At 66.2% G+C, this 12,828-nt stretch carries 11 protein-coding genes; 8 read left to right on the top strand and 3 right to left on the bottom strand.

Annotated features, from left to right (window positions below; genetic code table 11):
* Positions 1–3 precede the first annotated feature (3 nt).
* Positions 4–1,884, bottom strand: coding sequence for an efflux RND transporter permease subunit (locus A9D14_RS15615; protein ID WP_232469128.1), 1,881 nt, complete (start codon positions 1,882–1,884; stop codon positions 4–6).
* 481 nt (positions 1,885–2,365) lie between these two features.
* Here A9D14_RS15615 and A9D14_RS15610 point away from each other — a divergent pair, with 481 nt between their 5' ends.
* The 8 genes from A9D14_RS15610 (at position 2,366) to A9D14_RS15575 (ending at position 10,173) form a co-directional block, all read left to right on the top strand.
* Positions 2,366–3,031 (top strand): DUF4331 family protein, encoded by a 666-nt coding sequence (locus tag A9D14_RS15610; protein ID WP_157668277.1) that lies wholly within the window; start codon positions 2,366–2,368, stop codon positions 3,029–3,031.
* Entirely contained in the window at positions 3,031–3,777 is a 747-nt protein-coding gene (locus tag A9D14_RS15605) for a DUF4331 family protein (RefSeq protein WP_232469106.1), read from the top strand. The genes A9D14_RS15610 and A9D14_RS15605 overlap by 1 nt, the downstream gene beginning before the upstream one ends.
* 28 nt (positions 3,778–3,805) lie before the next feature.
* On the top strand, positions 3,806–5,218 hold the full coding sequence (locus A9D14_RS19665; protein WP_157668276.1) for a tetratricopeptide repeat protein: 1,413 nt from the start codon (positions 3,806–3,808) through the stop codon (positions 5,216–5,218).
* Complete coding sequence (locus A9D14_RS19660; RefSeq protein WP_083988115.1) at positions 5,200–6,318, top strand: HupE/UreJ family protein; 1,119 nt, start codon at positions 5,200–5,202, stop codon at positions 6,316–6,318. The genes A9D14_RS19665 and A9D14_RS19660 overlap by 19 nt, the downstream gene beginning before the upstream one ends.
* 45 nt (positions 6,319–6,363) lie before the next feature.
* Entirely contained in the window at positions 6,364–6,945 is a 582-nt protein-coding gene (locus tag A9D14_RS15595) for a sigma-70 family RNA polymerase sigma factor (RefSeq protein WP_066849969.1), read from the top strand.
* Between the two features lie 4 nt (positions 6,946–6,949).
* Positions 6,950–7,714 carry an anti-sigma factor gene (locus A9D14_RS15590; protein WP_157668275.1) on the top strand — a complete coding sequence of 255 codons (765 nt, stop codon included), beginning with the start codon at positions 6,950–6,952 and terminating at the stop codon, positions 7,712–7,714.
* A gap of 229 nt (positions 7,715–7,943) precedes the next feature.
* Positions 7,944–9,767: a hypothetical protein gene (locus tag A9D14_RS15580; RefSeq protein WP_066849967.1), complete on the top strand. Its 1,824-nt coding sequence runs from the start codon at positions 7,944–7,946 to the stop codon at positions 9,765–9,767.
* A gap of 172 nt (positions 9,768–9,939) precedes the next feature.
* The gene (locus A9D14_RS15575; RefSeq protein ID WP_232469104.1) at positions 9,940–10,173 is read left to right on the top strand and encodes a GGDEF domain-containing protein; all 234 of its coding nucleotides are present in this window, start codon (positions 9,940–9,942) and stop codon (positions 10,171–10,173) included.
* Positions 10,174–10,279: 106 nt separating this feature from the next.
* Here A9D14_RS15575 and A9D14_RS15570 read toward each other — a convergent pair whose 3' ends face one another.
* A complete protein-coding gene (locus A9D14_RS15570) occupies positions 10,280–11,665 on the bottom strand; it encodes an amidohydrolase family protein (protein ID WP_232469102.1) in 1,386 nt (461 codons plus the stop codon).
* 41 nt (positions 11,666–11,706) lie between these two features.
* Entirely contained in the window at positions 11,707–12,684 is a 978-nt protein-coding gene (locus A9D14_RS15565; protein WP_232469100.1) for an alpha/beta fold hydrolase, read from the bottom strand.
* Positions 12,685–12,828: the final 144 nt, after the last annotated feature.

Below are 12,828 nucleotides of genomic sequence, written 5' to 3'. Positions count from 1 at the left end.
CTTTCACTCCGCCGGGATGGCCAGCGGATCGTGACCGCGCGGCTTCGCCTGGCGGGGCGGCCGCCCGCGCCGCAGCGCCTCTGCCAGATTGCGGCACACGACATAGAAGGTGGGGGTGAACAGCAGGCCGAAGACGGTGACGCCCGCCATGCCGAAGAAAACCGCCGTACCCAAAGCCTGCCGCAGTTCCGACCCGGCACCGCTGGCGATGACCAGCGGAACCGCGCCCAGGATGAAGGCGAACAATGTCATCAGGATCGGACGCAGGCGGGTGCGCGCGGCCTGGACTGCGGCCTCTACCGGCGAAAGGCCTTGCTCGTCTTCTGCCTGCTTTGCGAATTCGACCACCAGGATCGCGTTCTTGGCCGCCAGCGCGATCAGCACGACAAGCCCGATCTGGGTCAGGATGTTATTGTCCATCCCCCGCAGGTTGACGCCCAGCATGGCCGCGAACAGGCACATCGGTACGATCAGGATGATCGCCAGCGGCAGGGTCAGGCTTTCATATTGGGCCGCCAGCACGAGGAACACGAACAGCACCGCCATGCCGAACACCACGCCCGCGGTATTGCCCGCGATCGACTGCTGATAGGCGATGCCGGTCCATTCGGCGCCATAGCCCGCCGGCAGCGTATCGGCAGCCAGTTTCTCCATCGTGGCGAGCGCCTGTCCGGTGGAGTATCCCGGCGCGACGCTGCCATCCACCTCGATCGCGCGCTGCAGATTGTAGCGCACCACGCGGTAGGGGCCGGTCCTGTCCTCGAAAGTGGCGACCGACCCGATCGGCACCATCGCGCCGTTGGACGAGCGCGTCTGCAAATTCGCGATATCGGCGGGCGAGCCGCGGAATTCGGAATCCGCTTGAGCCGTTACGCGATATGTCCGCCCCAAAAGGTTGAAATCGTTTATGAACGTCGAACCCAGATAGGTCTGCAAGGTCGAGAACACGTTCTGCGGCGGCACGCCCAGCATGTCGGCTTTGCGCCGGTCGATATCGGCATGGACGCGCGGCGAGCCCCGGTTGAACAAGGTATAGACCTGCTGAAGTTCGGGCTGCGTATGGGCCTGTGCCAACAAGGCCTGAGTCGCCTTCTCAAGCTCGGCATAGCCTTGGCCTGACCGGTCCTCGACGATCATGCGATAGCCGCCGGGCGGGACGATGCCGTTGATCGTCGGCGGAGGGACCAGGATGATGCTGGCCTTGTCATAGCCTGCCAGCGCTTCCTGCGCGCTGGCCATGATGCTTTCCTCGGTCACGCCAAGCTCGGCGCGTTTTTCGAAGCTTTCGAACGGGAAATAGATCGCGCCGGAATCGGGCGAGGCGGTGCGCGAAGGGCCGTTGAAGCCCGCGAACATCACCGCGCCGCGGATTCCCTTGCCGGGCAGGATCTTCTCGGCCACCTCGCGCGTCACTTCGTCGGTGCGCGACAGGGACGAGCCCGGCGGCAGGAAGATCGCGGCCAGGAAATAGCCCTGGTCCTGCTGCGGGATGAAGCCCGCGGGCGTGGCCCAGAACAGGCCGCTGGTCGCGACGATCAGCGCGGCATAGCCCGCCATCATCCGTGCCGGGCGCTTCACCAGCCTCAGTGTCAGCCTTGCATAGGACTGGCTCATACGCTCGAACCCATGGTTGAACCGGTCGCCAGCACCCTGCAGCACGCGCCGCCAGCGCGGGGCGTCATCCGCCACGCGCTGCTTTTCGCGCAGCAGGATCGCCGCCAGCGCGGGTGAGAGGGTGAGCGACACGATCAGCGAAATGACGGTCGCGGTTGCGATGGTGACGGCGAACTGCTTGTAGAACTGGCCCGAGATGCCGTCGATGAACAATGTCGGGATGAACACCGCGCACAGCACCAGCACGATGGCGACCAGCGCGCCCGACACCTCGTCCATCGACCGGCGTGCGGCCTCCAGCGGTGGTATTCGGTACCGCGGTCCTGATCCTGTCCAGGCGTCTGAAAACCAATGTCTACAAATGTCGCATTTTCTCGAAGTTCATGCGGCAGGCGCGGCGGCCAAAGCAATTGTCAGCGCCGTCGGGAACGTAGGTCACCGAATGAGAAAGCGTTGGGCCGCGCTTGGTAGTGCTGCGATAGGCTACAGCCTCGCCGAGCCTGAGCCAGGACATTGGTCGAGCAGGTACGGGCAGGTACGGGCAGGTACGGGCAGGTACGGGCAGGTACGGGCAGGTACGGGCAGGTTACCAAGCCATTCCAGAAAAACGCAATTCCGCCGATGCAGAATATTTTTCGGGTTTCTGCATCCAGTCGCTTCGTCCCCTCGTAGCTTCCCCTGCGATACGTCCAAGGGCACCCATCCGGAGAGCCCATGATGCATCGCGGACGCGACCAGAGGGAGCAATGCGGTGCAGAACTGGAAGAAACTGACGATAGCAGGCGCGGGGTTGGCGATGGCCGGCGGCGCGGCGCTGGTATTACCCGGGTTGGGCGGCATGGCGGCCGACCACCTCGACCCGCCCGCTCGAACCGATCCCAACGTGGATTCGACGCCCGACCGCGCCGCCGACATCGCGGATCTCTATGCGTTTCATACCGACACCTCGGTCGTCCTGGCGCTGACCTTCGCGGGGCCGCAGGCCACCAGCGAGCCGGCGACCTACGACCGCGACGTGCTGTACACCATCAACATATCGAACGCGGGCGGGCGGACCGAGGCGGAAATCCCGCTGCGCATCCGTTTCGCGCCCGGCAATGCGGACGGAACATATGGCGTGCAGGTTGAAAACCTTCCCGGCGTCACCGGCCCGCTCAGCGGACCGGTCGAACAGGTGCTGTCGCAGGACGGCGTCCGCGTCGAGGCGGGGCTGTTCGACGATCCGTTCTTCTTCGACTTGCAGGGCTTCAAGGACACGGCGGCGACCGGGACTTTGATGTTCGACAGCACGCGTGATTTCTTCGCCGGTCAGAACCTGACCGCGGTGGTCATCGAAATCCCCCGAGATCGCATCGCCAATGGCGCGAACCCGATCGATGTCTGGGCCACCACCGCACGCTTCGGAGGACAGCTGTGATGAACACCACCCTTACCCGCCCGGTCCATCGCCGGAACGCCCGCCAGATGGCCCGGCTGACCATGGCTGCCCCTGTCGCGATTGCAATGGCGCTGGCGGGATGCAGCGACAATGACCGCAAAGGCGACGATCCGATCCTTGCTCCGTCCCCTGCGCCCACACCCGGCCCGGCGCCGACGCCGACACCCACCACGACCTATGACGTGACCGCCTGCTTGACGCAGGAAGTCGCGCCAGGCGTGGCGGTGGCCGATCTGATCGTGCCGGACACGCTGACGCTCGACCTGTCCGCGCCTTCGGGCTTTCCCAACGGTCGGCGGCTGCCCGACCAGGTCATCGATGTCACGCTGGCGGTAATCTTCCTCGACCTTGGGACGCACAGCCCGACCACGCTGGCGCAGGTTCCGGTCAATCCGCCGGGCAATGACGTCCAGTATAATCCCGCGTTCCCCTATCTGGCCGCGCCGCAAGGCAATCCGCCGCTGGCATCGGGAGGAAGCGGCTTTGACTTCCGAACCGACGCGCCGGGCGATTATGTCCGCGTCGACCGCATGGGCATGCCGGCCGTCGCCACCGCTCTGATCGGTTCGGACATGAAGACCGCCTATAACGATGCCAATCCCGCCGACGATTTCGCCGGGCAATTCGTTCCCGAACTCACCGAGCAGCTGACCGGGCTTACCAACGCGCTGGCCGACGATCTGACCGACCTTGGTCTGACGCCATGCGCGATGTCCGCAAGCTGATCGGAGAGTTGGTGCCGGAGGCGATGCATTGACTGCGACCCATCAGCAGGCATCGGCCATGACGGCATCGGGGGCAAGGGGCAGGCGGTTCGCGGCGTTCCCGCACGCGGCCGTCCTGCTTCTTGCCCCGGTCGCGGTCGTCGGAGCAGCCGTGATGCTGGAAGGCACCACCGCCGAGTTTCGGGAAATCGCGCCGACGAACGTCGATATCCGCCCTTCGGTTCTGTCAGGACCCATGCTGGGACCGGCGGACTATTCGGCCATGATCAAGGATGCCGAAAGACGCATCGCGCTGGGGGAAGAGCGCGTGTCCAGGGGGCAGGGAGAATGGCTGTGGGCCGAGACGCTGGCAGCCGGCTTGCTGGCGCGGTTCGATCTGGCCGCCGATTATGCCGACCTTGCACGCGCGCAACAGATACTGGCCGATGCACAGGCGCTGGCCCCCAGGGGATCGGGGCCCAGCCTGCGCCGCGCGTCCTCCGCCATGAAGGCGCACGACCTTGCGCTAGCAGAGCGGCAACTGGCGGTGTTCATGGGTCAGGCGGTGCCGCCATCGCGGTCCGACCGCGGCGAAGTGATGGCGATGCGCGGCGATATCGCGTTCTATCGCGGCGATCAGGCGCTGGCCGATCAGCTGTACCGCCGCGCTGGCGAAAACGATCCGGCCGGCGACCAGTCATGGCGGCAAGCGGTGCTGGCCCTGTCCAGAGCCGAGTACGATCACGCCATCATGTCCTTCGCGCAAATGGCAGGGCCGCGGGCCACGCCTTTCACGCGGGCCCGCCTCGCTCTGCGCATCGGCGCGTCGGAAAGCGCGCGCGGCAACTGGGGGAGGGCGCTGGTCTTCTACAAGGCGGCCGATGGGTTCTTTCCCGGATACTGGCTGACCAGGGCACATCTGGCCGAGGCCCATGCGTTGAACGGCGACATGGCGGGCGCGCTCTCTCTGATGACCGAAGCCGCCGAACTGTCCGATGCGCCCGAAGCGATGGATGCGCTCGCGATGATGTACCGCAGCAGGGGCGAGCGCACGCAAAGCCGGGCATGGGCGGAAAGGGCAGGGGCCATTTGGCAGCAACGCATGCAGCAGGCCCCGGACGCAGCGGCGGCGCATGCGGCGGAACACGAACTCGTCTTTGGATCGCCCGAGCGCGCAATGGCTCTTGCGCGCCGCAATCTGGACGCGCGTCCCTATGGCGAGGCGCGGCTTCTATACGCCAACACGCTGATGGCCGTTGGCGAGATCGAGGCCGCGCGCGCGGAACTGGCCGCCGCCGAGCGCGGTGGCTGGCGCAGCGCGCCTCTCTATGCCGCGATGGCCGATGTGGAGGCAATGGCGGGCGATGCCGAGGCCGCTGCCAAAGCGCGCGAACAGGCGCTGGCGATAAACCCCCGTATATTCACACCGGAAGCGAGGCTTGCATGGCTGGGTCACGGATAAGGTCCGCATGGTGCCTGATCGCGGCCATGCTGCTGGCAGCCTTCGCCCAGCCGGCCCTCGCGCATCTTACGCCCAATAGCGAGATCACCCTGACCGTCCGGTCAGGCGAGGTGGTCGCCGATGTCATCATTCCGCGTTCCGAATATGCCTATGCCAGCGGCAATGGCGTGTCCGGCGATGCTGCCTCTCTGCGGGCCGCGAGAGCCTATCTGGCAGACCGTTTCGCTCTGGCTGGCCCTGACGGCGATTTATGGCCGCAGCATTTAGACAGCCTGCGTTTCGCGCAGGTGCAGGGGCCGCCCGACCTGCTCGCCCGCGTCCGCTTCACCCCGCCGCAGCCGACGCCGGAACGCTTTGTCATGCGCTGGTCCGCCGTGATCGACGTAGTGCCCGACCATTTCGCGCTGGTGGTCGTGAACACGGCAGGCGACAGCCGCGTCATCGGCGCGCTGCGGCATGACCTGCAGGAAATTGCGGTCGATCCGGTGCCCTCCTCATGGGCCGCCTTCACCAGCGCGGTTTCGCTGGGTGCGATCCACATTGGCGAGGGATACGATCATCTGCTGTTCCTGCTGGCCCTGCTGCTGGCCGCTCCGCTGATCGCGCGGGGGTCGCGCTGGGACGGGATCCGGACGATGCGCGGCACCTTCTCGCGCCTCGTCCAGATCACCTTCGGCTTCACGCTGGGCCATTCGGCAACGCTGGTGCTGGCCGGAATGACCGCCATCGAACTGCCCTCAGCGCCGGTCGAGGCGGCCATTGCCTTTTCGGTCATACTGACCGCCGTGCATGCGATCCGTCCGATTTTTCCGGGGCGCGAGGCATGGGTTTCGATAGGCTTCGGCCTGATCCACGGCCTCGCCTTCGCGACGCTGCTGGCCGAGACCGATGCACGGATGGCGCAGAGCCTGCCGTCGCTTCTGGGCTTCAACCTGGGCATCGAACTGGGTCAGCTGGCCGTGCTGGCGATCGCGGTTCCCCCGCTGATGCTGCTGGCCCGCAGGCCCCGCTTTTCGCATTATCGCACCGCCGCGGCGGTCGGAATCGCCCTGTGCGGCAGCTGGTGGCTGGTCCAGCGCGTGCCGTTGATTGTCGCCTGATCGAATGCGGCTTGTCACGGCTTTCAATGCGTATAGGTTCGCCGCATGAACCGCGGGGATGACCGGTCGGCGCAGCGACGCCAGGCATTGGCCGCGGCGGTCGAACAGGTCGCCCATGGCGACCGTGCCGCGCTCAAGACCGTTTATGACATGACCTCCGCCAAACTGCTCGGCGTGATCCTTCGCATCGTGCGCGACCGGGAGACGTCGGAAGACGTTCTGCAGGATGTTTACCTCAAGGTCTGGCGCCGCGCAGGCCGCTTCGATCCCGCCGTCGCCAGCCCCGTGACATGGCTGTGCGTGATCGCGCGCAATACCGCCATCGATTGCGCCCGCCGCCAAGGTCGCGGCGATCCGGTCGTGTCGGGTCCTGCCGAGGCGATGGAGGAGATCGAGGACGATACCATCGCCGCCGACGATTTCCTGTGCGACATGGAAGACCACGAACGCGTCCGCCTGTGTATCAAGCAATTGCAGAACGAACATCGCAACAGCATCCGCCTCGCATTTTTCGACGGTTTGAGCCACTCGCAGCTGGCCGAACGGATCGGCGCGCCGCTGGGCACGGTCAAGAGCTGGATCCGCCGCGGCCTTGCCAGCCTGAAGGGGTGCCTGGGCGGTGAGTGACGATATGCCACCTACCGGCCCCGAAGGCCCCGGCGCCGACGGTGGCGATCCCGACATGCTGGCGGGCGAAATGGCGCTAGGCGTGCTGGAGGGCGAGGCACTGGCCGAAGCGCAGCGCCGCATGGCGGACCGCGCCTTCGCGAACGAGGTCGCATGGTGGCGGCACCGGCTTGGCGCATTGTCCGAGAAGGCGGGCAGTGTCGAACCGTCGGACGGCGTATGGCGCGCCATCGATCTGCGGCTGAATGCCGACGATCATCAGGGCGCCGACATCCACCGCCTGCCGCCGCCGCGCGAAAACCCCGGACCTTCGCGCTGGAGCATTGCCACGGCGCTCGCCGGGCTGGGTGCGGCCGCGGCAGCCATCGCGCTCTATGTCTCGACACCCGGACCCGTACCGGTCGCACCGCCCGCCGAGGCTCCGGCACCAAAACCGGTGCTGATCGCGCAGCTTCAGGGTGATGATGGCGTGATGCGCCTTGCCAGCGTGATCGATCCCGCATCGGGCCGCCTGTCGCTTTCGATCGAGGGGCTGGATGCGCAGCCTGGCACCGCGCCTGAACTCTGGGTCGTGCCGCAGGACGGCGCGCCCGTTTCGCTCGGCCTGATCCCGCAGGCGGGCAGCACCGAACGCAGCCTCTCGGCAGAGCAAGCCGACCTGCTGGTCCCGGGCGCGACGCTGGCCGTCACTTTCGAGGATGAGACGACCGCGCCGCATCAGGCGCCGACGCCGCCGATCGTGCTGGCCGGAACGCTCGACCGCGTCTGACGACGCTGGCCCGCAGGCCAATGCGCGCAATAATTTTTACCGCGCCCTGCATCCATGACGGGTTTGCCTTCGTAGCTGCCCCCGATCGCGCAATTCCGCGCCATCGACGCGGCGTTGCCGCCGAGGACAGCGAAGGGTTCGGGCATGCCGGTTTCATATTGTCCACTTCCTGACCGCGGACCGCACGCGCGCGCCAACTGGTCCGAAACAAGGAAGAGGTATAATCGACATGGCAAGCCATCGTAACGGGCGTGCAGCCCGCTTCATCACCGTCAGCGCCGGCGCAATGATCGCCATGCTGGCCATCCCCGCAGCGGCAGAGGAATGCCTGCTGGACGATGCGACGGTCCAAGGCGCGACCGGGACAGGGACCGGCGCGCTGGCCTGCGGCACCGACGCCGCCGCCAATGGCGAGGGCAGCCTGGCACTGGGCAGCGAGGCAAGCGCGGACGGCGCCGATGCCACGGCGATCGGATATGAAGCCGTGGCCACCGGCAATTCCACCGCGGCGGTTGGCGGCGAATCCGTGGCGACCACGCCGGGCGCGACCGCGCTGGGCTGGCAGTCGCAGGCCACCGGCGCGATGGGTACGGCGGTCGGCCACCAGACGACGGCATCGGGCGACCAGTCCTTTGCAGGCGCGGAAGATGCGGTCGCCTCGGGCAGCAACGCCATCGCCATCGGCAATACCGCACTGGCCGAAGGCGGCGACGCCATCGCCATCGGCGGCAATCGCGATGGCGAAATGGGCGCGCCGACGGTCGCTTCGGGTCCCTCCACCACGGTCGTCGGCGGACAGGCGCAGGCCATGGGTCCGGGCGCAACCGCTTATGGCTGGCGTGCGGCGGCGACGGCGGAGCGCGCCACTTCGCTAGGCCATCTGGCAACCGCCCAAGGCGTGCGGTCCTTGGCGGTGGGTGAGAATGCCGACGCCCAGACCGACAGCGCCACCGCCATCGGCAATGAAGCGATCGCCAACGGCATCGATGCCCTTGCGGTAGGGGACACGGCCGTGGCCATGGGCAATTCCACCACTGCGGTCGGCGGCGAATCTGTGGCGACAACGCCGGGCGCGACTGCGCTGGGCTGGCAGGCGCAGGCGACGGGTGCGATGGGCACGGCGGTCGGCCACCAGACCACGGCATCGGGCGACCAGTCCTTTGCAGGCGCGGAAGACGCGGTCGCCTCGGGCAGCAATGCCATCGCCATCGGCAATACCGCACTGGCCGAAGGAGGCGATTCCATTGCCATCGGCGGCAATCGCGATGGCGAAATGGGGATGCAGACCATTGCCACTGGTCCTTCAACCACGGCGGTTGGCGGACAGGCGCAGGCGATGGGCCCGGGCGCGACCGCCTATGGCTGGCGTGCGCAGGCCTCCACCGAACGCGCAACCGCGCTGGGCCATCTCGCCAATGCATCGGGCACCCGCTCCACCGCGGTGGGCGAGGCGGCATCCGCATCGGGCGAGACGTCGGTCGCCATCGGCAACCTGGCTTCGGCGAGCGGGACCAATTCGGTCGCGATCGGCAATGGCGCGACCGCCACGAACGACGGGCAGGTCGTCATCGCATCGCTGGATGCCAGCACCGCGTCGCAGACCGGGCCGATCTCGGTCGTGACCGCGGACAGCAATGGCACTATCGGGCTCAGCACCACGCCCGGCCTGACGGAGCTGGCCAGCTTCAACGATGTGCAGATGAACTCGGCCGCCATTTCCGCCAATACCAGTGCGATCGGCATGAATTCGATGGCGATCATGGACCTGCAAGGACAAACGGCAGAACTCTATGATCTGGCTGACGAGAACCGTCGCGACATCCGCAAGGCGAATGAAGGCGTTGCGATGGCGCTGGCGATGGATTCGCCGGTCATAATGCCTGGCCAAAGCTATGGCGTGTCGGGCGGCTTCGGCTATTACGGAGAGCGCACCGCCGGAACCGCGGCCTTCGCCGCCCGCGTGGGATCGGCCGCATCGGTTTCCGCCGGTGTAGGTGTCGGCTTCGATAGCGGAGAGCTTGGCGCCCGGGCGGGCTTCCAGTTCGGTTGGTGAGGCAGGTAGACGGTTCTGTGATATTCCTGCGGACCAGGAAGGGAGGCCGGGGCGTACTGCCCCGGCCTCATCCCTTGCTCGGCGTCCGGTGCAATAGGATGTCAGGTTTTCTTATATGCCTGTGACATGCAAACTGGTCGAAGGGATCTCCTCGCTTGAGGAAGCAGTCCTCATGGCAGACACCATCCGTTCGGAGTTCCGCCGGTACAGGCATGAGCTGATTGGCGAAGACACCGAGCTCAGCGCCAGCTTCGGGGTCGCCGCCTATGGCCGCGAGCACTCGATGAAATCCGCGTTCCAATTGGCGGACAAGACCCTTTACCAGGCGAAGGCGAACGGGCGAAACCGCGTCTGCCGCGGAACGGTGGAGGTGCCTGGCACCAATTTGCTGGAAAAAGCCGCGTAGCGCGCAGGTCCTTGCGTCAGGCGCCTAGCATGTGACGCAATCGGCATGACCAGCCTGGTTGATGCGGCAAGTCGGTTCCGCAATTGCAAAACGCTCTTGTGCGCCGTTATCCGGCGTTCTGGCTCGCGGAAATATTCGCCCGGGCCTGGATTGCCGCCAGAGACGAAGTGGCCGCTTCAAGCAGCTGCGCTTCGTCGGTTCGGGTCATCCTTCCGCCCTGCTTGAGGATCTTCCCGCCGACCATCACCATCGCGACATTCTGCGGCTTGGCGGAATAGACTAGCAGCGCGGTGGGATCCGTCTGGGAAAATCCCATGTTGAGCGCGGCGGGGTCGACAAGGATCATGTCGGCCTGCTTGCCGGTCTCCAGCGAGCCGATGGCGGCATCCATGCCGATGGCGCGTGCGCCGCCGATCGTCGCAAGCTGCAGTATCTCGCGCGGCAGGATGGCCAGTTCGTCGCCGCTGACGGCTGCCTGCACCATGTGGCCGGCGCGCATCACCGCGAACATGTCCGGCGCCCCGGCTAGCGCGCCGTCGATCCCCAGCCCCACACGGCTGACAGGATCGGTGTAATGGTTGAGCCGCGTCAGGCCGAAGCCGATGCGATGTTCGGTAATCGGCGTAAGCGAGATCGCCGCACCCGCCTCCTCTACCTCGCGCAGGGCTTGCGGATCAGCGCCCGTGGCGTGGACGAGCAGCATGTCCGGGCCCAGCAGGCTGCGCTGCATGAGGAATTGCAATTGGGCCGGGCCGTTCTCTCCGCTGATATGGGTTGAAATCGGCAGGCCCAGCGTTCGCGCGCGGCGAAGCTCCTCAAGTGCAGTGGCGACCACTGCATCGCCCGAACCGGTCGTCGGCGTTCGCCAGCCCAGGCCCAGTTCGATCGGAGCGTCGCCGGCCCAGCCGGCCCTGTTCAGATGCAGCTGCCGAAGGTGATCGATGTCCAGCGGCGCGTCGGCTGGAAGCCGGTCATGCCCGGCGTAGAGGAAACGGGCCCTGATCCCCGATTCCACCAGCGCGTCCAGCGCCGCCTCCGCATGGCCGGGAATCCGGATATTGTCGCAATAGGCAAGGGTGGTGGTGACGCCGGCCGCCAGCGCGCCCGACGCGCCGAACAATGTGCCGACCCGCATGTCCTCCGGCTCATAGGCGGCGCCAAGCCGCTCCGTCAGCGGGAAATAGCGGGTCTGTTCGGACCGACCGAACAGCCCTCGCATCTGCGATAGCCAGAGATGGTTGTGCGTATCGACAAGGCCGGGCAGCAGGATCTGCCCGTGCGCGTTGATCGTCTCCGCGCCGTCGCTCGCCAGCCCTGTGCCGGTCGCCGCGATCCGTCCGCCGTGGACCAGCAAATCGGTCTCGGGCAGGTCGCCCTGCGGTCCCATCGTCATGACATAGGCGCCCCGGATCAGCAGCGGTCGCTCGGTCCGGGGCTGGGCGAAGCTTCGGGTCGCGCCAGCCGCCAGTACCGAGAACGCTGCTGCTTTCACGAAACCCCTTCGGCGCAGGGGGAAATCGGTTGGGTGACCTGTCATTGCGGTTCCTTGCTGCCATCCTGGCGATCGCGCAGCACGGCAATCAGGCGGCTCTCGAACAATTTCGGATCTTCCACCTGGGGCGAATGGCCCAGATCGGGGAAGGGGACGAGCCGCGCATCGGGAATGCGGGCGGCAGCCTCAGGCGCCAGTTCGGGGATCGGCCGCAGCCGCTGCGCAACCTGCTGCGGCGCCTGTCCCTTGCCGAAAGTGGTCGTGTCCAGCATGCCGATCATCAGCGTGACCGGCATGGCCAATCGTTCCAGATGCTGCGAGACTGGCTGGGTCAGGATCATCTCGCTGGTCTTAGCCTGCGCGAAGACGACGTCCTCGCCGTCTGCGCTGGCATACTGGCCGGCCAGCATCGTGACCCAGCGGTCGTAGCGCGGCTGCCATTGCCCATGGTGATAGACGTCGCGCTGATAGGCCTTAATGCTGGCGAAGTCCTTCTGCCGCTCCTGTTCGATCAGCTCGTTCAGCGGAACATAGGGTACGCCTTCCGCCATCCGGTCGGTCAGGCCCAGCGGGTTGACCAGCACCAGATGCGTGACCTGATCCGGATACATCAGCGCGAAATGCATCGCCAGCATGCCGCCGGTCGAGTGGCCGATAACCGCCGCATCGGCGATCCCGCGCTCATCCATCAGCTTTTGCGTGAAGCTGGCCATCATGGCGAAGCTGTATTGCGCCTCGCGCGGCTTCGAGGATTTGCAGAAGCCGATCTGGTCGGGGATGAGCACGCGGTAGCCGGAATCGAGCAACGCGCCGGCGGTATCCTCCCAGGTCGCGCCGCAAAAGTTCTTGCCGTGCAGCAGGATGACGGCTTGCCCATTGGGCCGGTCGGGCCGAACGTCCATATAGGCCATCCGAGCAGGCGTAGTGCCAACCATGACATCAAGGCGGTGCACTTCCCACGGGTAGTCGAAGCGCTGGAGCTCGGCCCCGAGCGCCGGGACCGCATTCTCCTCAGCCATCGCCATATCACCGTGCGGTGTCAGGCCGAGACAAAGCGCTCCCCCGACAAGCACTGCTACAATTCTGGCGCGAAACCCTGCCATCTCAGCCAATCACGTCTTCCTCCCGAGGCCAGCACTATTGTGCTTGAACCCGAATGGCAG

The organism is Croceicoccus marinus, from assembly GCF_001661675.2.
Lineage (GTDB): Bacteria > Pseudomonadota > Alphaproteobacteria > Sphingomonadales > Sphingomonadaceae > Croceicoccus > Croceicoccus marinus.
Note: the sequence above shows the minus strand (reverse complement) of the source record. Positions and strands in the feature narration are given on the sequence as shown.

What these genes read in the sequence shown, in the direction of transcription:
- A9D14_RS15605 (WP_232469106.1), top strand. Translation starts at nt 3,031, where the DNA reads ATGAACACCACCCTTACCCGCCCGGTCCATCGCCGGAACGCCCGCCAG.
- A9D14_RS19660 (WP_083988115.1), top strand. Translation starts at nt 5,200, where the DNA reads ATGGCTGGGTCACGGATAAGGTCCGCATGGTGCCTGATCGCGGCCATG.
- A9D14_RS15595 (WP_066849969.1), top strand. Translation starts at nt 6,364, where the DNA reads ATGAACCGCGGGGATGACCGGTCGGCGCAGCGACGCCAGGCATTGGCC.
- A9D14_RS15590 (WP_157668275.1), top strand. Translation starts at nt 6,950, where the DNA reads ATGCCACCTACCGGCCCCGAAGGCCCCGGCGCCGACGGTGGCGATCCC.
- A9D14_RS15580 (WP_066849967.1), top strand. Translation starts at nt 7,944, where the DNA reads ATGGCAAGCCATCGTAACGGGCGTGCAGCCCGCTTCATCACCGTCAGC.
- A9D14_RS15575 (WP_232469104.1), top strand. Translation starts at nt 9,940, where the DNA reads ATGGCAGACACCATCCGTTCGGAGTTCCGCCGGTACAGGCATGAGCTG.
- A9D14_RS15565 (WP_232469100.1), bottom strand. Translation starts at nt 12,684, where the DNA reads ATGGCTGAGGAGAATGCGGTCCCGGCGCTCGGGGCCGAGCTCCAGCGC.